The organism is Bradyrhizobium sp. SZCCHNR1015 (assembly GCF_032489875.1).
In the GTDB taxonomy this organism is placed as follows: domain Bacteria; phylum Pseudomonadota; class Alphaproteobacteria; order Rhizobiales; family Xanthobacteraceae; genus Bradyrhizobium.
Genome location: NZ_JAUEYW010000002.1, coordinates 68,770 through 91,769, shown reverse-complemented (window position 1 = coordinate 91,769; position 23,000 = coordinate 68,770). Strand labels below are relative to the sequence as shown.

The 23,000-nt window shown below is 66.8% G+C and carries 15 protein-coding genes; 8 read left to right on the top strand and 7 right to left on the bottom strand.

Features of this window, described 5'->3' with window-relative positions; translation table 11 throughout:
• Positions 1-33: 33 nt before the first annotated feature.
• The 4 genes from QX128_RS04185 (at position 34) to QX128_RS04165 (ending at position 4,001) form a co-directional block, all read left to right on the top strand.
• Entirely contained in the window at positions 34-723 is a 690-nt protein-coding gene (locus tag QX128_RS04185; RefSeq protein ID WP_316236761.1) for a Fe2+-dependent dioxygenase, read from the top strand.
• 956 nt (positions 724-1,679) lie between these two features.
• Positions 1,680-2,732, top strand: a complete 1,053-nt coding sequence (gene exbB, locus QX128_RS04175; RefSeq protein WP_410053129.1) for a tonB-system energizer ExbB — start codon at positions 1,680-1,682, stop codon at positions 2,730-2,732.
• A 4-nt stretch (positions 2,733-2,736) separates the two neighbouring features.
• Complete coding sequence (gene exbD / locus QX128_RS04170) at positions 2,737-3,186, top strand: TonB system transport protein ExbD (RefSeq protein ID WP_315736414.1); 450 nt, start codon at positions 2,737-2,739, stop codon at positions 3,184-3,186.
• Between the two features lie 26 nt (positions 3,187-3,212).
• Positions 3,213-4,001: a TonB family protein gene (locus QX128_RS04165; protein ID WP_316236758.1), complete on the top strand. Its 789-nt coding sequence runs from the start codon at positions 3,213-3,215 to the stop codon at positions 3,999-4,001.
• Between the two features lie 278 nt (positions 4,002-4,279).
• On the opposite strand, the gene QX128_RS04160 is transcribed toward QX128_RS04165, so the two are convergent.
• The 7 genes from QX128_RS04160 to QX128_RS04130 all read right to left on the bottom strand — a co-directional run bounded on the left by QX128_RS04160 (position 4,280) and on the right by QX128_RS04130 (position 16,719).
• The gene (locus tag QX128_RS04160; protein WP_410053128.1) at positions 4,280-6,058 is read right to left on the bottom strand and encodes an outer membrane beta-barrel protein; all 1,779 of its coding nucleotides are present in this window, start codon (positions 6,056-6,058) and stop codon (positions 4,280-4,282) included.
• Positions 6,059-6,232: 174 nt separating this feature from the next.
• Positions 6,233-6,574, bottom strand: coding sequence for a cupredoxin domain-containing protein (locus QX128_RS04155; protein WP_315716494.1), 342 nt, complete (start codon positions 6,572-6,574; stop codon positions 6,233-6,235).
• Between the two features lie 614 nt (positions 6,575-7,188).
• Positions 7,189-7,962, bottom strand: coding sequence for a cytochrome b/b6 domain-containing protein (locus QX128_RS04150; protein ID WP_315802869.1), 774 nt, complete (start codon positions 7,960-7,962; stop codon positions 7,189-7,191).
• Between the two features lie 10 nt (positions 7,963-7,972).
• Positions 7,973-8,251: a PepSY domain-containing protein gene (locus tag QX128_RS04145; protein WP_316236756.1), complete on the bottom strand. Its 279-nt coding sequence runs from the start codon at positions 8,249-8,251 to the stop codon at positions 7,973-7,975.
• A gap of 1,074 nt (positions 8,252-9,325) precedes the next feature.
• Complete coding sequence (locus tag QX128_RS04140) at positions 9,326-9,934, bottom strand: DUF4399 domain-containing protein (RefSeq protein WP_315802675.1); 609 nt, start codon at positions 9,932-9,934, stop codon at positions 9,326-9,328.
• Positions 9,935-9,943: 9 nt separating this feature from the next.
• Entirely contained in the window at positions 9,944-11,401 is a 1,458-nt protein-coding gene (locus QX128_RS04135) for a formylglycine-generating enzyme family protein (RefSeq protein WP_316236755.1), read from the bottom strand.
• A 32-nt stretch (positions 11,402-11,433) separates the two neighbouring features.
• Positions 11,434-16,719, bottom strand: coding sequence for an AAA family ATPase (locus QX128_RS04130; protein WP_316236754.1), 5,286 nt, complete (start codon positions 16,717-16,719; stop codon positions 11,434-11,436).
• 766 nt (positions 16,720-17,485) lie between these two features.
• On the opposite strand from QX128_RS04130, the gene QX128_RS04125 reads away from it, so the two are divergent.
• The 4 genes from QX128_RS04125 (at position 17,486) to QX128_RS04110 (ending at position 22,966) form a co-directional block, all read left to right on the top strand.
• A complete protein-coding gene (locus tag QX128_RS04125) occupies positions 17,486-18,493 on the top strand; it encodes an efflux RND transporter periplasmic adaptor subunit (protein WP_316236753.1) in 1,008 nt (335 codons plus the stop codon).
• A complete protein-coding gene (locus tag QX128_RS04120; protein WP_316236752.1) occupies positions 18,486-21,638 on the top strand; it encodes an efflux RND transporter permease subunit in 3,153 nt (1,050 codons plus the stop codon). Before QX128_RS04125 ends, QX128_RS04120 begins: the two co-directional genes overlap by 8 nt.
• Positions 21,639-21,935: 297 nt before the next feature.
• The gene (locus QX128_RS04115; RefSeq protein WP_316236751.1) at positions 21,936-22,460 is read left to right on the top strand and encodes a hypothetical protein; all 525 of its coding nucleotides are present in this window, start codon (positions 21,936-21,938) and stop codon (positions 22,458-22,460) included.
• A gap of 86 nt (positions 22,461-22,546) precedes the next feature.
• Entirely contained in the window at positions 22,547-22,966 is a 420-nt protein-coding gene (locus QX128_RS04110) for a site-specific integrase (RefSeq protein ID WP_316236750.1), read from the top strand.
• Positions 22,967-23,000 lie beyond the last annotated feature (34 nt).

Genomic DNA, 23,000 nt, shown 5'->3' with positions numbered 1-23,000 from the left:
CCCAAGCCGGGGCATACATCAAGTGATGAGTTCATGCTGATCTGTGTCCCCGGAATTCTGAGCAAAGACGATGTGGCGGATTTCCGCCGCATCATGGACTCCAGCGACTGGGAGGACGGCCGCTCGACGGCCGGCGCCCAGTCGGCCATGGTCAAGCGCAACGAGCAGTTGCCGCCCGACAGCGAGCTGGCGCGCAAGCTCGGCCACCGCATCATCTCGGCGATGACCGCCAATCCCCGCTTTCTCGCCGCCGCGATCCCGCAGCAGATCTTCCCGCCGCTGTTCAACCGCTACAGCGCGGAGTCGGGCCACCATTTCGGCATCCACGTCGACAACGCGGTGCGCGGCGACAAGCTCACCGGCCTGCGCATTCGCACCGACCTTTCGGTCACGCTGTTCCTCTCCGAGCCGGAGGACTACGACGGCGGCGAGCTGGTGATCGAGGATCTGTACGGCTCGCACGAGGTGAAGCTGCCGGCCGGCGACCTCGTGCTGTACCCCGCCTCGAGCCTGCACATGGTCACCCCGGTGACGCGCGGCGTCCGCGTCGCCTCGTTCTTCTGGCTGCAGAGCATGATCCGCGATCCCCTCGCGCGCAGCATGATCTTCGATCTCGATACGACGATCCAGGGTTTGTCGCAGCGGATGGGGCGCGACGATCCGGAAATGGTGCGGCTGACCGGCCTTTATCACAACCTGATCCGCTACTGGGCGGAGAACTGAACTTCCGTCCCCAATCGCGCCGATCACGTTGAGTTCGATCGCCTTTGAGCCGGGTTGCACGAGATGCAGCCCGGCTCATTCGTTTGGATGGCGACCGCTCGCTGCAGCACCGTTCTCGGCGCGCTCGCGATGGACCGCCATCCGAGCTCACATTCGGCAGCTATGCCGGAGAGATTGTGCGTTTCGCGAACTACCGCCATTCCCTTGCGGCCGACATCGACGTTGATCACGACGAAAAGAGAGTCGCGCGGCGCACGCTGTCTTTCGAACCGTGCCGATCTCAGCAGCACTATGATTCGGTCCCGAGGCCTTCTGGCTTGTCGGACGGCATCACAGATGCACGCACAAGTGCTCTCACCGGCCGAACGGGCCCATCACGCCCGCACCGACTAATTAGAATTGATGGAAGACCGAACGGCGGCATTTGCGTGACAGGCAGCCGCATTGGCGACGCTGCGCAAGGCGCATCCGCCTCACAGCAGGACTTTCAGGGAGTTAAGACGCGATGCACGCCATCGCGGGCTGTTACGCAGGTCGCACGATTCGATTTTTCGTTTGGCATCGCACCCACGGCGGCAACTGCCGGCGTCGATGTTCCCGCTTTGAGTCAACGCGGCGTCTCAAAACAGCCGGGTTAGGACTGGAAACATTACGGAGCGGTTAACTACCAAGGGGTGTTCAGCAACATGTTCAGGATCGTTCTTCAAGTAGGAGCGGTGATCGCAGCGGTTTCGGCCGGCGCCATGGCGCATGCCGAGCAGCCGGCCACATCGCCGAGACCTGGCCAGGCTGCAACAGCGCCGCAGACCACAGCATCAAATCCAGCGAATGCGACCGGAGCGAAAGCCGCTCAGACTCCGACGACAGCCGCCACCGCGCAGGCGCCTGCAGTTGCGCCCGTCAACACCGCAGCCGGTGCGTCGACTCCCGCTGCGCATGCGGCTCCGGCTCAGAGCATGGCACCGAAGCCGGTGACGACGGGACAGGCATCCACGGCGCCGGCCGTTGCCCAGGCCGCGCCCGCGCCGCAGGTCGCGGCGCCTGCGCCCGCGGCTCCGACGACCAGCGGCGTCGCACCGACGGCTGCGCCGGCTCCGTCTGCTACCACGCCGCAAGCCGCGGCACCGAGCCAGCCGCCGGCGGCCGCAACGACCGACACCCAACCGTCGACGGCGGCCGAAGCCGTGACTGACGCGGCAGCGGGCGACAAGGCGAAGGACCAGGCAGAGAAGCCGGCGCAAGGCGGCGCGCAGCCGTCAGCTCACGTTCCGCATGATCTGTCGCCATGGTCGATGTTCCTGGCCGCCGACGTTCTCGTGAAGTCGGTCATGATGGGGCTCGCGCTCGCCTCGCTCGCGACCTGGACCGTCTTCATCGCCAAGACCATCGAGTTCTCCATCCTGCGCCGGAAGCTGAGCAGCGCGCTGCGCAAGGTCGATGACGTACGCTGGCTGTCGGAAGCCAAGCTCGCGCTGGGATCACGGCAGAACGTGCTGACGACCCTGATCGATGCCGCCATGCACGAAATCAGGATGTCGTCCGAGCTGCCGTCTCACGGCGTCAACGAGCGCGCTGCGTCGAGCTTCTCCGAGATCGTGCGTGCCGAGGGCCGGCGTTGCCGGACCGGCATGGGCCTGCTCGCCACGATCGGCTCGATCTCGCCCTTCGTCGGCCTGTTCGGCACGGTCTGGGGCATCATGAACAGCTTCATCGGCATCTCGAAGTCGCAGACCACCAACCTCGCCGTTGTCGCGCCCGGCATCGCCGAAGCGCTGCTCGCAACCGCCATCGGCCTCGTCGCCGCGATCCCGGCCGTGATCATCTACAATCACTTCACGCGGGTGACGAAAGGCTACATGGAGCTCGTGAACCGGTCCTCCGGCGCCACCGCCCGGATGTTGTCGCGCGATCTCGATCGCGGCCAGAGCCACCACAGCAGCCATCACGGCGAGCGCTTCGAGCCGATCCACGTCCACTCAGCGCCTCCGATGGCGCTGGCAGCGGAGTAGCTCCATGGCCGTCTCTCTCTCGGAAGGCGATGGCGACGATGATCTCGGCGAGACCAGCGACATCAATGTCACGCCGTTCATCGACGTGATCCTGGTGCTGCTGATCATCTTCATGGTGGCGGCCCCCCTGTCGACGGTCGACGTGCCTGTCGATCTCCCGACATCGACGGCCACGCCGCAGAAGAAGCCGGACAAGCCGATCTATGTCAGCATCAAGCCGGATCTGACACTGTTCGTCGGCGAGGAGCAGGTGAAACGGGCGAGCCTGGTGAGCACGCTCGAGCACATCCCCGAGGCCGCAAAGGACAAGTTCATCTTCCTGCGCGCCGACCGGGGCGTGGCGTATGGGGAGCTGATGGACGTGATGGAGCTGCTGCGGACCGGCGGCTATCCGAAGATCAAGCTCGTGACTGTCGAAGGCGTCTCACAGGCCGCCGCCCAGGCTGCACATTGAAACCAGTGAAACGACGGAACTGAAGAATGGTCGAACACAAGTATCAGGGAGCGTCGCGCCGCTTGTGGATCTCAGCCGCGATTGGCGCCCTCATGTTGCACGGTGGCGGCGCCGCGCTCGCGGTCGTCCATCTCAGCGGCAATGACGCGGACGGCGGCCTCGGCGCGGCCGGCGCCGAATTCGCGCTCGAGATGGCCTCGCCGCAGGTCGAGGACAACGATCTTCCGCCGGGTCCCGACAGCGACGCGGCCGAAGCTGCGCCGGAGCAGATGCAGCAGACCGCCGAGGTCAAGGAGTCCGACGCCGTCAAGGACAAGCCGACCGAAACCGAGGAGGAGGCCGATCGGGTCGTCACGCAGAACGAACCCAAGAAGCCGGAGAAGGAGGAACAGCAGCAGGCGACCCAGCAGGCCGAGGCGTCGGTCGCATCTGCCGCGCAGGAAGAATCGGCCCGCAAGGCGCTGGACGAGGCCGCACCGCCAGCCGAGACGGCCAAGGCCCCCAATCCGGGAATGGGCAAGGACAAGCAGAAGCTGACCAACGATTGGGGCCGCAAGATCAGCGCCTATTTCGAGCTGCACAAGCGCTATCCGGAAGGCAAGAGGCACAATGGCACGGTCAAGGTGGCGCTGGTGCTGAGCCGGGCCGGCAAGGTGGTGTCCGCGTCCGTCATGCAGTCGTGCGGCGACTCGATGTTCGATGATGCCGCGCTGGCGATGATCCGCCGCTCCGACCCTGTGCCTGCACCGCCGTCCGGACTGACGGACGATCAGTTCAGCTTCAGCCTCGACGTGAACTTCAATCAGAAGAAATAGTCGCGGCCGGACTGCCGCGCAGATCCGGACCTGGCAGCGCTCACGTCGTGGGCGCTGCATTTCATTTTGGAGACTGGAGCCGGGCACTCCCGCTGCGCGTCCACCCGTTGCAGGGGAGCTATACTACACGGCGAAGCCAGAGCGGGAAACTCCGGCTTCCAGGCTTGCGGCCTTGCCCGGGGGATGACTGTTGGCTGCGTCACGACAAGAAGCGCGATCTCCAGGCACGTCCTCAGAAGACCACAGATGCCGCGCGCGGGTGCGTGCCGGGCTGCCGATCAGTACTGCACCCGGGCGCCGACCTGCACCACGGTCGCCGACAGATTGTTTTCGCGGAAGTTGGAGCGCGTCTCCTCGCGCCGGACGCTGGCCCTGAGCTGCAGCAGGCGCGAGAACTTGTAGAGCATGCCGAGCTCGACCAGATAGCGGTTGTCGACCCGCGTCGTGCCGGTGAACGCGTCCTCGCCATAGCCGGCGAGGAACGTGCCGATGAGCCAGGGCTCGAACTGATGCTCGACGCCGACGGTGACGTCGCGCTTGAGCACGCCGGAAATGCCGGGCTCGGTGATCTCCACCACCTGCGACTTGGCCCCCAGCGCGATCGCCGTCTCCTTGGCGAACTGCCATGTCAGATTGGCATCGGCAATGAAGCCGTTGACCGGCTTGAGCATCGGATCCTGGTAGCGGCGCGTCAGGTAGCCGACGGCGACGTCGCCGGTCAGCTTGTCGGCGTAGTTGAATGTCACGCCGGCCTCGACGGCCGTCCCGGTGGAGTCGCGGCGGAAGCCTTCGGCATCGACCGCGATGTCGTGAACGCGGCGATCGACGGCGACGTCGACGAAAGGACGAATCTCCGGCGTCAGATTGTAGGTGATGCGGCTCTGCGAGCCGTATTGGACGAAGTTGCGATCGGCATTGCTGACGATCTGGCCGTCGACGAGCGGCGCGTTCTGGAACGCGACGCGGTCGATGGCGGCCTTGGTCGAGACCTCGACCTCCTCGAACCGCTTGGTGACGCCGGCGGAGCCGCCGACGGTGGAGGCCAGCGGAATCCTGGCGAACCGGCCGGCGAAGCGCGGCGTGCCGGGATCATCGGCATCGACGGCAACGTGGCCCTCGCCGTTGAGCGCAAACGTATCGGTGATGTCGTAGCGCCCATTCACCTTGGCGTCGACGGTAGGCCTGCTGAGCTGCCGGAGCTTTGCATAGTCGATGTAGCCGACGCGCACATCGGCGTTGAGCAGATGCCGCTCGAACTGAGAGCGCACGAGCAGGACCGGCGCAACGCTGACGAAGGCCGAGCCCTTGCCCTGCGGCACACGGCCGGGATTGCTGTCGAAGCCCGAGGACATTTCGAACGCAGGCTTCAGGATGAAGTTTCCCACCGTGATGCCCTTGGGCTCATAGGGGTCTTCCTCCATCATCGGCGGCTGCGGCTGATCCTGCGGCTTCTGCCCCTTGTTCACCGGCGGCAGCCGCATCTTCGGCTTGTCGGCCAGAACGGGCGGAATCGGCTGTGCATCCTGTCGCGGAATCGGCGGCAGATTGCGCGGCAGCACGCCGCGCGTCGCCGGCGGCGGACTGACGGCGAACGCCAGCGCGTCCAGGCAGCGATTGGGGACGTTCGTGACCGACAACCGGCCCGGCGTCGACAGGCAGCCACCGACCAGAAGGCCGGCTGACGGCGCGCCGAAGAAGCCATTGCGGACAGGCGCCAGGCGCGGCGCCGGCTCACGGCGCGCGGCCTGTGGGAGCGCGCCCGCTCCGGCATCGACCGGAGATCGCGGCCGCGGCGGTGGAGCCTCGTCCTCCTGGGTGGCCGCCTTGGGCTCCGGCTCGACGCCACCAGGCGAAACGATCACCTGCGGAATGACCAGCGGTCCGTTGCCGTTGGCAGGCCGCGCCGGCTGCCGGCGGCGATTGGGGACGACCACCACCGGTCCGGCGTCGGAGGCACCGGGATCTGCATAGGCTCTCACCTGGCTGCCCGGAACGACGGTCTCAGCGGACGACGGCGCGGCTCCAAGCAGCGTCACGAGCAGCACGGTGATCGCCACCGTCTCCTCCTGACACCGTGAGACGTCGCGACCGATGCCACGTCTGGAAGCGACCGTCTCTCGTGCTGCCCGTTCCAAAAAGCCTCGTCTCCGTCGAGTTCGGCAACCTGCGAAGCGCGGCGCCCGCGGCGTGACGCATTCCGGCATCACGGCGCCGCGGGACCGGAAGCCGGATCACTCGATGATCAGCGCGCCCTTGTTGCCCTGATGGAAGTCGTCGAAGAATTCGTAGCGTCCCGGCTTCTGCGCCTTGACCTTCACGACGCCTTCCATGTTGGGCTTGATCACCGTCTCGAACTCCAGGGGCTCGCTCTCGAACTCGACCGGCGCGCCATCCAGATTCTTGACCTTGAACACGATCGGCGTGTTGGCCGGCGCCTTCATCTCCGCCGGCTGAAACTTGTTGTCCTTGACCGATATCTCGATGGTCGTCTCAGCCGCACCTGCCGGCAGCGCGAACGCCGCGATCAACAGCACGGCGGCTCCTGCTGCCTGTACCTTCCCAAAGAGATTCATGCTGTATGTCCCTGTCCCGAATTCACCCGAATGTGCCGAACGTCTTCCCACGCTCGCCCGCTTCGACGAGTCTCCGACACTTCATAGAACGACTATGAAGTCCCGAATGCGGCAATTTGCCGTGTCGAAATTTGACAACATCGTTGTGTGCGACAAAGCGCGCGACTTTATTAGTTGTGCGGCGTCGAAGCGCCGCGCAGACGCGTCGGCTTGAGCATCGCCGATGCGCGCCGACCGACAACGACGAACATCAACGGTCTCCGCGGTCGGGAGCAGCACGATCGCCTTGGCTCGCAGCTGTGCTGATATGAGACACGACAGGTCATGCAGCGCCGTCGCGCGCGGCGCGAACCACGCGAGACTCACGATCGACCGCTTACGCTGCGCACGGCACATGCATGATCCTCATGCACCGGCTCATCGAGACGAGTACGAGCGAAATGCACGAAGGAACGCGCTCGCACTGGTCTCATGCGGCATGGACCGCAATATGCGTGTGCGCCCATCCAGCTCGAGCCGTGTGCGGACGAGCCTCGCGCGCACCAGAAATGAAATCAGGCGCGGGCCTGCTCGCCCATATCGCCGGCGAGCGCACACGACCGATGCCCGCCGTCTCATCTGCCGACCCCCAGCCGCCTGTCGTGAACGCTGAGGGATCGCGGCATACGCGCAGGCTTCGCGGCGCCGGGCGCCGGATTCACGCGCAGGGGCGGCAGATCGGGGACGACGGATATTTGCTCCTCGTCCGCCACGGGCTCGGGCTCCGGGCTCTGGCGTGCGACGCTGCGCGCCGGCGCGGCGCGCATGATGCCCGGCACGCGCTTGCGTCCCGTGACCATCGCGCGCATCAGGTTCTCCCGCTGCAGCAAGCTCATCCACACCGTGCCGAGCACATGCACGGCGATCAGGGCGATGATGGCATTGGACGACAGCGCATGCGCCTGCTCGATCCAGCCGACGCCGAAGAACCGGACCGAGACCTGCATGACGCCGCTGATGGTCGAGACGATCAGAAGCGCGAGCATCACGACCAGCATCGCGGCCCCCGCCGGGTTCAGCCCGAGATAGCGTCCCGTCTCTCCGCGCAGCATGCCCACGATATACTGAGGCGCCGCCCGCAGCTTGAGGCTGATCCGCGCGAACAGCGAATGACGGCTGCCGATCAGCCCCCAGATCAGCCTGAAGGCGAGAAGACCGATGACGGCATAGCCCGCGAGGCGGTGCAGGCGATCGAAGGTGTTGGGCGTGACGCAGGCGACGAGCACGAAGGCCGCGAGCGACCAGTGCCAGACGCGCAGCGGAAAATCCCAGACCGCCACGGTCCCCGGACGTGAGTTCGCCGGCGTCGGGGAGGCGACGCTCCGCTGCGCCTGGCCTGCGTCACGCATGACCATCAGATCACTTCGCCTTGGTGTGCTTCAGCGCGAGGTCCTCGGGGCTGTAAAACAGCTCATAGAGCTTGCCGCCCTTGACACCGTAAACCTCGTAGCAGGTGCCCTCGATCTTGGTCTGCCGAACCTCGTAGCCCGCGGCCTTCGCCTTCGCCTCGGCTTCGGCGGTGGTCTTCCACGACGCCTTGTCGAGCCTGGTGCAATCCTTGTAGCCGTCGGCGAGCGCGGCGGAGCCCGACGCCAGACCCACCGCCAAAGCCACGCCCATTAGTTTGATGACCTTCATAATCAAATCCCTCCTCGAAGACTGCGCCATCGGCGCCGACAGCGCTCGATGCGCGGACTACAAAGGGGAGGGAGATTTCAACGAAACTTGGACGTCATCATCCGCGGTGGATGGCCTCGACCACGCAGGCGTGGCTCGAAACGTTCCGCATCCGGCCGCAATGTCGCTGAGATGCGAACTCACATGCGGTCCAGTCAGGATCGAACCATGTCAGCAGGCTACTGATCTCTTCAGGACTCGACCCCGTGCCGGGTTCCCTGCGCGTTGCAACTGATATTGATTCGCAAGGATGTAGCAGCATCGTCGTGAGGCGTATGCGCTTTGCTCCCGCACAAGGCGTGGCCGGCGCGGCGTGCGGGACCACACTCCCGCCCGATTGCCGCTGTGACCATGGTGAGGCGAGAAAGGAACCGACAGCTACAAGGCTGCGACCTTAAGCCTCAGAAAAATTTTCTGAGCATCGCGATCGTTCGCACGACCAGATCGAGATCGGTGGTGGACGATGACGATGCGGCTGCTTGCGAACGGATCTAGCGGCCGTCAGACGCACATCCGTGCGGACAACGGCAAGGCCATCCTGATCCTGGACGCGGGCGATACTCTTGCCGACACGGACTGCCGACCAGGATGGCGAGTCGCTGCAGGAAAACGACGTCTCGGATGCCTCGGCAACGACGTCCCCGCTTGCGCCGGGATCTGCCATGGACGCGCGTCCGGACGAGCGGCCGTTGCCGGATGGCGGATCGTCCTTGCCGCCATCGCGCGACAGGCGCCGCCCTCAGCGATGGATCCTCGCGGAGCGACCGAGCTTGCGTCCCACGGTCGCGCGCAAGCCGACGCGCATCACGCGCCCGGCCGTTGGGAATCAGGGCTATCGCACTTGACGATACAAGTTTGAGGTCGGCTCCTTCCACACCGTCATGGCCGGGCTCCGTCCCGGCCATCCACGTCGTTCGGCATCCTGGGAAGGACGTGGATGCCCGGGACGGAGCCCGGGCATGACGACGTGGAGGCAGCGCAGCGAAACACTCAGATCTTCATATGCGATAGCCCTGGTTGGGAATGGAGAGGTCGTCACTTCGTCCCGGAGAAGACGCGGCTGATGAAGTCGGAGCTCTCGGGCGACTTCGTCATCTCCGGCGAAGGCTCGGGCTGGGCCGGCGGCTCGGCTGGTACGGACCGGATCTGCGGTCGGTTTCGGACGGTGACGCTGCGCGTCGCCCGCGCCTCCTGCTCGCCTCCGTTCGGCTTGCTCACCGTGATCATGATCTTCTCGGAGATCACGGGCGGATCGAAGTTGAGATGCCTGGTGTCGCCCAGCACCAGCTGCAGCGTGTGCTTGCCGGGCGACAATTCGATCCGCGCCTCGGTCTCCCCCGCTGCGTAATGAACGTGCTTTTTGTCACGCGGAATCTCCTCGCCGGCCTGCATCGTCTCGTCGACGTCGACCAGAAGATGATGATGGCCACTGCCGGCGAAATCGTCGCCCGCATGGGTGACGCCCATGTTGCGCAGTCCGAAGCGGGCGATGAAGGGTCCGGTCACCGTCTCCCCATCCGCAGGAGAGATGAAATAGACGCGGGCATCCTTCGCAGCCTTCGTTCCCTTGGCTGGCGCCAATGACGGCGCGAGCACGAGCGATGCGGTCAGGATAAGGCAGAGTCGCGCAGACCTCGGCAGCATGCAAATCCCCTATGGTGAGAGCGCGACGCGGAAACCCAGGGTCGGATGCCGGATGCGGCCGTCATAGCGGTCGCGACTACCGGCCCGCGCATCGGCGGCGCCGTTCTTCCACGATCCCGAGCGGATGACGCGGGCATAGCTGCCCTCCTCGAGCCAGGCCGATCCATCCGCCGGCGCGCCCCTGTAGTTCTTATGCCAGTTGTCGGCGACCCACTGGCCGACGCCGCCGCCCATGTCGAACAGGCCGTAAGGATTGGCCTGGACACTGCCGATCTTCGGCGGCTGATCCGTCTCGGCGTCCCCCGTGCCGTTGCAGCCCTTGCAACTGGCCATCCCCGGGCGCATGCGATCGCCCCACCAATAGCGGGTGCGCTGGCCGCCGCGCGCGGCATATTCCCACTCGGCCTCGGTCGGCAGCCGGAACGCCTTGCCGGTCGCCTTCGACAGCCAGGCGAGATAGGCCTGCGTGTCGTCGTAGCTCAGGTTGGTGACCGGACGATCATCCGCACCGGCCGCGATGTCGGCGCAGCTTGCCGCCGCGACACACTGCTTCCACTCGCCGATCGTCACGGGATGCTTGCCGAGCGAGAACGGTCGCACGCTGACCTGATGCGACGGCTGCTCGGACTCGTCGTCGCCGCCCATCGCAAAACTGCCGCCGGCGATCGCAACCAGCTCGGGCACGCGCAGCTTCGGCTCGGCGTCCGGCGCCGGCGGGATCGCCGCGGTGCCGGATGATCGCGCCAGCGTTGCCTCGAGTGCAGGAGCCGGCTGACGCGGCGCGATGAAGGCGCTGGACGGCGATCGCGCAACGTCCTGGGGCGCGCTGGCGGCTTCCAGCAGGATCCGGCGCGGCGGAGGCAGCGGCACGGCGGACTGCGCCTCCTGCTGCGAGCTCGATGATCCTGACCCAGGCGGCGCCTGAATCAGCAGCCTGATCTCGCGTAACGGCAGCAGCACGCCGCCGAGGAAGACGATGCCGAGGACCCCGACGCCGAGCGCTCCGCGGATCAGCTTCTTGCGACGTCCTGGAGCCGGTGCGAGGAGGACGTTCAGCCGGCCGCCCTCACCCGTCTCCTCCTGATCATCGTCGCTGCCGTCGTCCCATCTGTCCGGACCGGACGCCGCCGGCGCAAGCGACGGGCGCACCGGAGAGACTGGCGCAGCTTCTCGTCGAGCCGCACCCTCCGGCTCTGCGGTCTCCCATTCGGCATCGAGCGACTGCTCGAGCGCGCCGCACATCATCAGCAACAGCCCGCCTTCGCTCTTGCCGGTCCAGCGCTCCTGCACCTCGGGACACTCGACCTGATCCTCGACGCGCAGGAAGCTCGGCGGACGCATCGGGCTGAGCGAGACCTGCACCGTGCGGCCGCAGCGCCGGCAGGCCACCGCGCGGGAATCCTCCGGCAGCGCATCCTCGGCGAGCTTGGGAGCCCGCAGCCATTGCAACGCTGAACTCTCGCTCATGCTGTCCTCGCTCGTGATGCCCGCCAACCCCGTTACTGACCCCAGCTGGCGAACACGTCCTTGAACACGCGGTCGCCGTCGGATCCCTTCTCGATCGACAGCAGCGCCCGGTTGCCGCCCTCGTAGACGATCGGAATGTCGAACCACTGCTTGCCCTTGAGAAGCATCAGGTTGCGCTTGGTATCGACCTCGTTGGCGGACAGCGCGACCATGAAGTACTTCGGTGTCACCCGGGCGGTCTGGGTCACCAGCGCCGTCCCGCGCTCGGCCTCCTCGCCCTTCAGGCCGATGCCCCTCAGGCTGGTCAGGCCGCTCACCGACTGATCCGGCCAGTCGAACTTGAGCTCCATGATGTGGCTCGCCGGCATCTCCATGTCGGCGTTCCGCCGCAGCGAGATCGTGGCCTTGGTGCCGTTCTCGATCTCGATCTCCCCCTTGATCGCCGGCGCCGCATCGAGTCGCGGACCCCTGCTCTGCTCGATCGACCAGGTGACCTTGCCAGGATAGCGCTTGCCCTTCGGATCCTGCGGATCTTCGTGATAGAGGAACGCCTGCGCCGGCGTGCTGACCGGCACGCTCATGCCGACGGTGGCATGCTCCTCGGCCGCAGCGGCGATCACCGGCTTGGCCTCCGGCGTGATCCGCTCGGCATTGACCTTGCGGGCGCCCGGTTCGCTCGGCAGCGCGGACGCTGCCGTCGCACCGCTCAGGGCCGGCTGGATCCATTCCGACGCGCGCTCCCAGGACACCGCCGCACCGACGATCGCCAGCAGCCCGGCCGCGGCAACTGCCATCACGCGCCGGCTCGGCACACGGCGGCGTGGTGCCGCGGCGTTCTCCGTCGCCTTGAACGCCATCTCGACGAGAGAAGGGTGAATCTTGATCTCTGCCGCCAGCGTTACGGACTCCGCAACAGAGGCTGGAGCCGCGGCAGCGGCGGCAGGCTCAGTGGTGGCAGAAGCCGCTGCCGCAGCGGATGTCGCAACGACGCCTGTCTTCACGGGCTCTGCCGACGCGGCGCTCGTGGGCTTCGCGTCGATCTCTGCTGTGACCACCTTGCTTTCGCCAGGGCGCTGCGGCACCGCGAGCCGATCGGCGACAATGATCGGCGCTTCGGCGACGATGGTCGCGCGCGGTTGGGTCGGCTCGACCATGGCCGGCTCCTCGACGGCCGGAAGCTCGGGCGGAGCCGAAGCCGGCGTCACGATGTCCGCGGCCGGCTCGCGCGGCGGACGCCGGCGCAGAACGCGAATCTCCGGCGAGGGCTTGGGCGCAGCCGCGCGGATCTCGGCACGCTGCGCTATCGCGGGCGCGCTCGGCTTGCCCGCGGCAGACGTGACGATGTCCGTCCCCGAGCGGCGCGCCATCGAGAGATATTTCGCGACAGTGGCGATCTCCTCTTCGAGCGAGTGCGTCGTGATGACCTGCCGCGGCTGCGGCCGCTGCTTCGGCGCCGGCGCAGCCGCGCGGGCCGGCCGCGGCAGCTCGGCGGCTGGTGCATCGGCCGATCTGGACGTATCGGCGGGCAGCAGCTGAGCTGTGACCGAGGCCGCCTCGACGCCGGCAGGGCGCGCACGCAGCTCGATCATGCGATCGGGAAAGAGGATCGCGGCGAGATCGCGCAGCGAGGCACCCGGCATCAGCAGCCGCCGCAGCGCCGGCGGCAGGCTACGCAGCGCGGTCGTCTCGGTGCGTTTGACAACAGTATCGTTGCGGCCGGCTTCGACCAAGGTCCCGTCGTCGTGACGCGCGTCGCTGATCAGAACCTTACGGGCCCGCAGCATCGCCGTCAGTTCGCGCAGATCGGAGCGCGAGGCGTGGTCGACGACCAGAAGATCGAAGGTGCCGATCCGGGCCGGCAGCAACTCGGCGACACGCCAGGCCGGCATCACGTGACAAGGAATCTCCTCGAGCCAGCCGTCCAGAGACCTGCGCGCGGCAAACCGAAGCCGGCGCGCGGTCGGACCGGAGCAGGCCGACGCCATCTTCTGCATCGAGTCCCTGAACCGCTTCACCGCTTGCCTGACGGCGCCGCCCGCATTCTGCGCGATGGCCAGCGACATGCGGGCACCGATCACCGCTTCGAACAGGGCGAGCGAGCGCGTCTCAAGCCGCGCGCGCTGAGCCGCGAGGTCATGCAGCAGCTGCCGCTCCTCCGGACTTTCGATCCGCATCAGCACGGCCCAATTCCACGCCGCCACCCATTCCGCGAGCGTCGTCGCATCCTTCGCCTCGCCCGCGGCCGGCGCGGACCGCAGTCGCTGCGCCAGACTCGGCGCGCCCGCTGCAGTCGCCATCCGGCAGGCGGTCCTGACGAGTTCGTAGTCCGGGCTGGCCTCGCGGATCTTCTCCATGGTTGCGAGAATGCCTGTCCACCGCGTTTCGAGCTCCTGGGGCTCCGTCTCGGCGTCACCGACCCGCGACAGCACGTCATCCTGAACAGAGACGGCGAGTTCTCCCGCCCGGGCGAACAACTCGCCCAGGCGAGCGAGCTCGACCAGCGGTCCCGATACGCGCGTCATGACGGTCCGGATCGCCGCGCCGAACGCGGCCAGCCGCTGTGCATCGGCCAGCATCGCCCTGACGTCGCCGTCCGGCATCGACAGCTTGGAGCAGGCATCGGCCACGTTGCGGACGGCGAGCGCGGCCGTCACGACGGCGGCCTCGACGCTCCTGACGATGTGCTCGAGGTCATCGAACGCCCGCGCCGATTCCAGTTGAAGCGCGGGTGCATCGATCTGCGTTGCGATCGACGTCCAGCGCGCACGCAACGCATGCAGGTCGTGACGCCACAGCAGGAAGCGCCCGACATATTGCCAATCCGCCGGCTTCGACGGCGCGGCCCCGTCCACCGTGATGGCCTCGACGGCGGCCTTCAGCGCGCGGCGCGACGGCGAGAACCGCGCGAACGGCTTCTCGCCGGCCGCAAGCCGCTCGACCACGCGGATCGCATCCCTCCTGGTGAACGCCTCGACCGGCGCCTGCACCTGGCGCCTCGTGAATTCGGCGCTTCGGGACAGCTGGAACGACGCATCACGCGCCCAGCCCACGACCTTGTCGAGAGCCACGGGCTCGTCGGCCTTGGTGGTGCCGAGCGGCGACAGACGCGCGAGCCAGGGCGCCTCCGCGATGGCGCGATGGCCGGCCACCAGCGCATCGAGATCGGCCGCCAGGCGGTTGGTTGCGTCGAGCCCGAAGGTCGCAATGGCGTCGAGCGCGAGATCCTCGTCGCGGCCTGCGTCCGACGTCAGCCCTGCCTGGTGCTGCAGCTCCGCGTGCAGACGCAGGATCGCGGCAGTGTCGGGAAGCGCCGCGAGCTCTGGCAACTCGACATCGATGTGCTTGAGATCACCGGCAAGCCGCAGCCGCGCCTCGCGTGCCTTGTCGACCGCCGTGACGAGCGGGTCGGTGGCCGCGAGCAGGCGCTTCGGCCGGTCGGTGAACCAGGCATGCGCCTCCTGTTCGCCGATCAGCGCCTTGAACAGATCGAACGGCAGCTCCGGCAAGCCGCCGGCGAGCCGCAGGTTGCGCTGGACGATCTCGGCGATCTCGTCGTCGAGCGATGCGATCTGCGTGCGCTTCGAGATGATGTCGCGTTCGAGCCGGCCGATCTGACCGACCTGATCGCGCAGATTCGGCGTGTCTAGGATCGATTGCAGCCGGCCGGCCAGGGCTTCGGCCTTCCTGAGCACGTCCTTGTCGGAGCCGGTCGAGCTGACGGTCAGCTCGCGAATGGCCGGCGGCAGCTTCTGATGCAGCAGGGAAAGTGCAGCCTCGTCCCTGGACACGACGAGGACGCGCGAGCCGAGCGCGAGGTGATGGCAGACGACGTTGACGAGCGCCGCGATCCGATCGTCGCGTGCGACAGACTGGACCATCAGGCCATCCGACCGCGACAGCTCGCGCACGACCTCGACATCCTCCGCGACAGCCGGCAGCGGGAAGAACAGATCACCCTGCTCGACCGCGGCAGGCTTTGGCGCAGGCGCAATGTCGATGGGGCCCCCGACGATGCCGGACAGGTGCCGGCGCGCATTGGCGTGGCCACGTCCATCCGGCTGCGAGAGCAGCGCGTTCACGGCTCCCGACAGGCAGCACTCACTCTGCGGCGCATGCTCGATCGCGGTCTTGAGACTGTCGATGTCGCGCAGGGCGAGGCTCTCCGGCCGCCGCCGCGCGGATATGACCCAGCGTCCCGCCGCGATGGCGGCCTCCATGGCCGGCGTGCCGTCCGACGACACGGGATCGCGCGACGTCCTGTTACCGGATTGCACGCCTGCGGCGCTCAGGATCTGATCGGTCCCGATCGGCGTGAACGGCGACAGCTCTGCGCGCTGCTCCAGCGCCTCGACCAGGCGATCCGGCTTGTCGCGCACGGCAAGCGCGGCGTCCGGCGCCACGGCATCGAGCGCCCTCAAATTGACGGTTGCGCCGACGAAACGCGGCCGGACCCTGACCTCGGCATCCGGGCGCGCGATGATCTCGATCTCGACCGCGCGCTCGAACAGCGGCAACTCGAATTCCCGCCCGCCCTGCCGCCAAGACGACAGCGCGACGCCCCACATGACCTCCATGACCTGATCGGCGCCGGCCGTGGCCGCCATGTCGCGCAGCCGCTGGTGGATCGACATGGTCCGGCGGCGCATGCGCTCGGTGTCGGCCCAGGCGGTCCATGGCCCGCTGATATAGCGCTCGATCCGCTGCACGAGGTCAGGACGCTGCTCCAGGCGCAGCCGTCCAGTCCAGGCGCCCAGCTCCGGGGCCGGCGAAAAATCCTCGGGCCGCGCGTGGCGGGCAAAGGTGAGGCGGTTCTTCTCGATCTCATCGACCGTGACCACGATGCTCTCGTGCGGCGATGGACGGCGGTCGGGGTCGGACGACGGCTCGACCCAGGTCTTGAGATCGTAGTCGATGGCAGGCGGCTCCGTCGCGGCAAGCGCCTCGACGGCGAGCCAGACCGGACCGTCGACATCGAAGGTATTGATCACCACGCCCGGCAGGCCCGCCAGCTCCTCCTGGTCGAGCGCGAAGCCATGATCGTCGGCGAATGGATGATCCGGCTGACGCTCCGCCGGGGAGCCCTCGGCACGAATGATCTCGGTCAGACTGCCGAGCACATCCTGCAACGGCTCGACGACCGATCCCATGCCGAGTGCTTCGCTCGTCGAGGACGCCCAGGCGTCGGTCGGCGACTGCGGCTCCAGGGCTGCCGCGCCGATAGCACCAAGCAGCCGCATGCCGTGATCGGCTGCACTGCCCTGCGCCTTGCGATCGCCCGCGCCGGCCTCGTTGGGCCGCACATTCACCAGCTGGCTCATCGCGCAGATCCTTCTCTGAAGTCGGCCGCAACGTCGGCGCAAGCTCGGCGAGAGGCTGACCGACAAGGATGGCCCTGCGCATGATCACGGAGCGCCGGGCGATCGGAGAGTGGGTTCAGAGTGGACAAGCTTGCCTCGCTGCAACGTCGACGGAACTCCCGACTCGTTGCGGAGGGGTATGGCGAAGTGAGGTCACATCAATGACCCGACAGGTAGATGAATGTGACGATTCTCGCTTCCGTCGGAGAATCGGGAAAAAATCCCGGGTCATTCGATGAGGAAAATCGCGCCTAAGAAGTTTGTTAGTCTTGGCTTTTTGTGTAGCGTCGCGCGCGTGGCCGACAACAAGCTTGGGTTGCGGACGAATACGCTGGAATGTGTCTAAGAATACTTCTAACGCTCAAGAAGAAATATCGAGACGCATGCCGAACGCCCGATGTCCACGCCGCAGCACGGCTGCGGTCCCTGTTCGACCACGAGCCCGCCGCGTATGCGGCTCGCTTGCAGGGGGCGGCGCCACAAGCATTGGCGCCAGCGTGCATGGCACCGCGTCGTTCCCTCCCCGAATCCGAAGATTGTATCCGACCGAAACGGCGTCGCCGTGCCCCACACGATGGCCCGCCAAAGAAGCCCGGGGATGTCGCCGGATCCCATGCGTTGGCTCTGCAGCCGACGCTGCTTGAAACACCCTCGAAGCTGAAGTAGCTGTTGTTGCAATGACATCGACGTCGTCCAGACGTTTCCCGATCGATGGGGCCGGGACTGCATGGTGAGGCAACGGACGAGGGCTGCGGCCGCATGCGGTGCCGTGCTGTTCACGCTGGTTTCGCTGCCGTCGCGCGCGCAGGCGCAGACTGCTGGTACGGCCGAGCGCGAACCTGCGTCGGTCAAGCTTTCCGCAACGCAACAAAAGCAGATCGGGCTCCTGACCGCCGTCCTGGCGGCGGAATCCCATCCCGAGCAATTTCGCGCGTACGGCACGGTACTGGACGTCGCCAGGCTGACCGATTTGACCAACAACTACGCCAATGCGCAGGCGCAGCTGCAGACGGCGCAAGCAAAGCTCGACGTCGCAAGACTGGCGTTCGAGCGCGCCCGCGACCTCGTGCAGTCGGCGGCGATGCCGCGCAAGGATGCCGAGGCGGCGGAGGGCACCTTCCGGACCGATCAAGCGACCCTGGCTGCCGCGGAATCGCAAGTGAAGACCTTGGTGGCGACGGCGCGGCAGGAATGGGGCGCCGTCATCGGCAAAGGCATCATCGAGCGCTCGCCGCAGGTCGTGCAACTGATCGAACGCGAACAGTTGCTGGTGCAGGTCACGCTGCCGCCCGGCGTGTCTCTCTCCGAACCGCCGCGCGCCGCGCTGGCGCAGGCGCCGACCCGCAGCGTCAACATCGATCTGCGCTATCTGTCGGCTGCGCCGCGAACGGATCCGCGCATCCAGGGCGTGAGCTATTACTTCGTCGCCGCCGGCGACAGCGGGCTGCTGCCGGGGATGAACACCATCGCCTACGTACCCTCGGGCAAGTCATTCGACGGCGTCTTCGTCGAGGACACCGCGATCGTACAATGGCAGGGCCGCTCGTGGGTCTATTTGCGCGCCGGTCCCGATCTCTTCAAGCGCCACCCGATCCGCACCGACCAGCCGGTGTCCGACGACGACTATGTCGTGCAGGACATTCCGTCGGGCTCCGAGATCGTCCTGCGCGGCGCGCAGGTGCTGTTGTCGGAGGAGGCCAAGAGCGAGTTGCGCGGCGGCGGCGACGATGATTGACGGCGCTCGCGGCGCCGCGGCCGGCCCCCAGGCGGCGCTGATCTCGTTTGCCATCCGCTTTCGCGGCATCGTGCTGGCGCTGGCCTGCACCATTCTCGGCTATGGCATCTTGTCGCTGGGCAGCGCCAATTATGCCGTGTTTCCCGAATTCGCTCCGCCGCAGGTCTCGATCCAGACCGAGGCGCCGGGGCTCAGTCCCGAACAGGTCGAGGTGCTGGTCACGCAGCCGATCGAGACCGCGATCAACGGTCTGGCCGGCGTCGAGAGCATGAGGTCGTCATCGATCCAGGGCCTGTCCGTCATCTCGGTCATTTTCCAACCCGGCACCGAGGTCTACCGCGCGCGGCAATTGGTGACCGAGCGGCTCGCGGTCGTCGCTGGCAGCCTGCCACAGGGCGTGCGGGCGCCATCGATGACGCCGCTGGTGCCCGCGGCCGGCACCGTGCTGGCGATCGGGCTGACCTCCGAGCAGCGCTCGCTGATGGATCTGCGCACCATCGCCGATTGGACCGTGAGCCGGCGGCTGCTGGCGGTCGCGGGCGTCGCGCAGGTCACGACCTATGGCCGGGACATCCAGTCGCTGCAGGTGCAGGTGCGATCCGACGATCTGGTCCGCTTCGGCGTCGGCATGAACGACGTCGTCGCCGCCGCGCGCAAGGCCACCGGCGTGCGCGGCGCCGGCTTCGTCGACACCGCCAATCAACGGGTCATCCTGCAGACACAGGGCCAGTCACTCACACCCGAGCAGCTGGCGCGCACGGTCCTGCAGCACCAGGGCGGCGCCAGCGTGGTGCTCGGCGACGTCGCGACGGTCGTGAACGCGCCGGAGCCGCCGATCGGGGGCGCGCTGATCAACGGCCGGCCCGGCATCATGATGATGATCAGCCAGCAATTCGGCGCCAACACGCGCAACGTCGCGGCGCGCGTCGAGGCCGCGCTGCGGGAGCTGCGCCCGGCGCTCGACAGCGAGAAGGTCAAGCTGCACGCTGATCTGTTTCGTCCGGCGACCTTCATCGATGCGGCGACGGAGAACGTGCTGTTCGCCTTGCTGATCGGCGGCGCCCTGGTCATCATCGTGCTGTTCCTGTTCCTCTATGATTGGCGCACCTCCGTCATCAGTTGCACCGCGATCCCGCTGTCGCTGTTCTCGGCCGTGCTGGCCCTGCAGTGGATGGGACAGAGCCTGGACACGATGACCCTCGGCGGCCTTGCCATCGCGATCGGCGAGGTGGTCGATGATGCCGTGATCGGCGTCGAGAACGTGGTGCGGCGGCTGCGTGAGAACCGCGGCCTGCCGTCGCCGCGCAGCGAAGCGCGCGTCATCTATGACGCCATGCTCGAGGTGCGCAGCGCGGTCGCCTATGCGACCTTCGCCGTGCTGCTGGTGTTCGTGCCGATCCTTGCGCTGCCGGGCCTCGCCGGCCGGCTGTTCGGTCCGCTCGGCATCGCCTACATCCTCGCGGTGGTCGCCTCGCTGATCGTCGCGCTGACGGTCACACCGGCGCTGTCGATGCTGCTGTTGGCCGGTCGCACGCCGCGAGAGCAACGCGAGCCGCCGCTGGTGCGCTGGTCGCGGGGCGCCTACGAGACGCTGTTGCGACGGCTCGGCCGCTTCCCCAGATCGGTCATGATGACGGCCCTGCTGGTGACCGCCGGCGGCGCAGGGCTGGTGCCGTTCTTCGGCGGCACCTTCCTGCCCGACCTGAAGGAGGGCCACCTGATTCTCCACGTCTCGACACTGCCGGGCACCTCGCTCGACGAATCGCTGCGGCTGGGCACGCTGATCGCCAAGGCCCTGCAGGGCGTGCCGGAGGTCCGCAGCGTGGCGCAACATGCGGGCCGGGCCGAAGCCGGCGTCGATACCGCGGGCACGCATGCGAGCGAGATCGAGGTCGACCTGAAGCCGGGCCTGTCCGGCGAACAGCAGGAGCTGGCGCAGCAGCGCATCCGCGCTGCGCTCGCCAACTTCGCCGGCATCAACCTGTCGATCAAGACCTACCTGACCGAGCGCATCGAGGAAACGCTGTCCGGCTTCAACGCCGCCGTGGTCATCAACGTGTTCGGCCCCGATCTCGACGATCTCGAGCGTGCGGCGCGCGACATCGCGCGCGAGCTCGGCGAGGTCCGGGGCGCGATCGACATCCAGCAGCAGTCGCCGCCGGGCATGCCGCAGGTCAACGTGACCCTGCGCCCGACCGATCTGCAATCCTGGGGCCTGGATGCGGTCGAGGTGCTGGAGCTGATCCGCACCGCCTATCAGGGCGACGTGGTCGGCCAAGCCTATGAAGGCAACGTCGTCTTCAACGTCATCGTCAAGCTCGACCCGGATGCGACGGCACGCCCGACCGAGATCGGCAACATGCCGATCCGGACGCCGAGCGGCGCCTACATCCTCCTGAAGCAGGTCGCGGACGTCTATGGCACCGCGGGGCGCTACGTCGTGCTTCATCGCAATGGGCAGCGCGTCCAGACCGTGACCGCCAATGTCGCCGAGCGCGACCTCGAATCCTTCGTGGCGGCGGCCAAGCGGAAGATCGCCAAGGAGGTCAAGCTGCCGCCGGGCGCCCATGTCGAGTTCACCGGCGCGGCCGAGGCGCAGGCCAAGTCGCGCCGCGACCTCCTGGTGAACTCGCTGCTGGCGACGATCGGCATCGTGCTACTGCTGTCCTTCGTCACCGGGCACTGGCGCAACCTGGTGCTGGTGCTGATCAACCTGCCGTTCGCCTTCGTCGGCGGCGTCATCGCCGTCGCCTTGACCGGCGGCGTGCTGTCGCTGGGCTCGATGGTGGGCTTCGTGACGCTGTTCGGGATCGCGCTGCGCAACTCGATCCTGATGATCTCGCATTACGAGCATCTGGTCGTCGCCGAAGGCCGCGCCTGGACTCTGGAGACCGCGATCGCCGGCGCCGCCGACCGCCTGGTGCCGATCCTGATGACCTCGCTGGTGACCGGCCTCGGCCTGCTGCCGCTCGCGCTCGGCGCCGGCGAGCCGGGACGCGAGATCGAGGGGCCGATGGCGGTGGTCATCCTCGGCGGGCTGCTGACCTCGATGGCGCTGAACCTGCTGGTGCTGCCGACGCTGGCGCTGCGCTTCGGACGGTTCGCGCGCGGCGTGCACGCCCGCGGAAATGTCGCGGCGAGCTGATCTTGGGCGTGAGACGTCCGCGACGTTCGCCGCACGTGGCTGCTCGACGCGTCACCGTGCGGGCCGGATGAAGGGGATTGACTTCCGACCGGTGTTGACGAGCTTGTCCCTGGTCAACTGCAGACCTTCGCGACCGAATGACCGGCGTCCGCATTCAGCCCTTCCCGGACGTCAGCAACGTTCTCTCATGTCCCCTGCCTGACAGCAGGGTCTTGCAAGCGCACCTCGCTCTCCCTATTATGAACGTTGGCCGGATGGGGATTAGCCCCGCCGCGATGGGCAAGGAGGCCCTGCAAGATGATCCAGCTGTTTATCGCAATCGCTCAACTGCTGTACGGCTCGCACTGGCAAGCCGGTGTCTCGGGTGACCTTGGTGTGGCAGAGCGGACAATTCGCCGCTGGTCCGCCGGCGCTGATCGCATCCCACCGGGAGTCTGGAACGATCTCAGGAACCGGCTTTTTAACCGCCGCGTCGAAGCAGATCGAATGTATAACCGGCTTTCTGGTCTCCTCAGCCAGGAGAAGACCACGCTGCAACCTACTCCCAACACTGGGCCTCACGCAGACATCGAAGGCGTGTATTTCTCGATGACTAGGCCGGACGGAAAAATCATCACCGTCCTCGCCCGCCGCGAGATCTTCGATGACCTTGGATACGGCAAAGCTGACGCGCTGAAGTGCTTTCGCGAGCAGAGCCAGAACTTCTATCGCGCGGCGAGCGTGAAATTCGACCTAGTAGAGTTCGATGATGACTTCGGGATCATGCTGGGAGCCAGCGATTTCATTCCCGCCTTCACTTCGAGCCCAAGCGTTCGCACCTGACTCTCCACGCTAAGTCAGGATCGCTCGCTCGGTGATAGTTTATAGTTCTGAGCGGCGAGCGATCGCGCGACGCTCACGGCATCCGGATGCAGGCAGAAACGTCGTGCAGGCGTCTTAACGAGGAGCGCCTCGCCCGGATGCCCATAGAGCTCGTCGATCCGATGGCCTCGGTCCGATCCTATCTCGCCGCAGAGAAAAGCGACAACACCAGCCGGGCCTACCGGGCGGACTGGAATGACTTTCAGGCCTGGTGCGAACGGGCGTCATGCCCGTTCCTGCCGGCCGCGCCGGTCGACGTCGCGCGCTATCTGGCGCAGCTCGCCGACGGCGGCCTGAAGACGGCGACCATCCAGCGGCGAGTCGCCGCGATCCGGTCGGGCCTCGATGCCGGCGTCGATCCGCTCAAGGTGATAAAGCAGACCCGCCACATGAAGGTCGATACGCTGAAGGGCTACGACCGGCGTGAGAAACGATTTCGACGGTCACGCTGGGAGGATTTCCTGTGAAGCTGCTCGGGGTCGGCTTGCTCATATCGACGCC

Coding starts and splice junctions, on each gene's coding strand:
- QX128_RS04185 (WP_316236761.1), top strand. CDS start 34: ATGCTGATCTGTGTCCCCGGAATTCTGAGCAAAGACGATGTGGCGGAT.
- exbB (WP_410053129.1), top strand. CDS start 1,680: ATGGCACCGAAGCCGGTGACGACGGGACAGGCATCCACGGCGCCGGCC.
- exbD (WP_315736414.1), top strand. CDS start 2,737: ATGGCCGTCTCTCTCTCGGAAGGCGATGGCGACGATGATCTCGGCGAG.
- QX128_RS04165 (WP_316236758.1), top strand. CDS start 3,213: ATGGTCGAACACAAGTATCAGGGAGCGTCGCGCCGCTTGTGGATCTCA.
- QX128_RS04155 (WP_315716494.1), bottom strand. CDS start 6,574: ATGAATCTCTTTGGGAAGGTACAGGCAGCAGGAGCCGCCGTGCTGTTG.
- QX128_RS04150 (WP_315802869.1), bottom strand. CDS start 7,962: ATGCGTGACGCAGGCCAGGCGCAGCGGAGCGTCGCCTCCCCGACGCCG.
- QX128_RS04145 (WP_316236756.1), bottom strand. CDS start 8,251: ATGAAGGTCATCAAACTAATGGGCGTGGCTTTGGCGGTGGGTCTGGCG.
- QX128_RS04140 (WP_315802675.1), bottom strand. CDS start 9,934: ATGCTGCCGAGGTCTGCGCGACTCTGCCTTATCCTGACCGCATCGCTC.
- QX128_RS04135 (WP_316236755.1), bottom strand. CDS start 11,401: ATGAGCGAGAGTTCAGCGTTGCAATGGCTGCGGGCTCCCAAGCTCGCC.
- QX128_RS04130 (WP_316236754.1), bottom strand. CDS start 16,719: ATGAGCCAGCTGGTGAATGTGCGGCCCAACGAGGCCGGCGCGGGCGAT.
- QX128_RS04125 (WP_316236753.1), top strand. CDS start 17,486: ATGGTGAGGCAACGGACGAGGGCTGCGGCCGCATGCGGTGCCGTGCTG.
- QX128_RS04120 (WP_316236752.1), top strand. CDS start 18,486: ATGATTGACGGCGCTCGCGGCGCCGCGGCCGGCCCCCAGGCGGCGCTG.
- QX128_RS04115 (WP_316236751.1), top strand. CDS start 21,936: ATGATCCAGCTGTTTATCGCAATCGCTCAACTGCTGTACGGCTCGCAC.
- QX128_RS04110 (WP_316236750.1), top strand. CDS start 22,547: ATGCAGGCAGAAACGTCGTGCAGGCGTCTTAACGAGGAGCGCCTCGCC.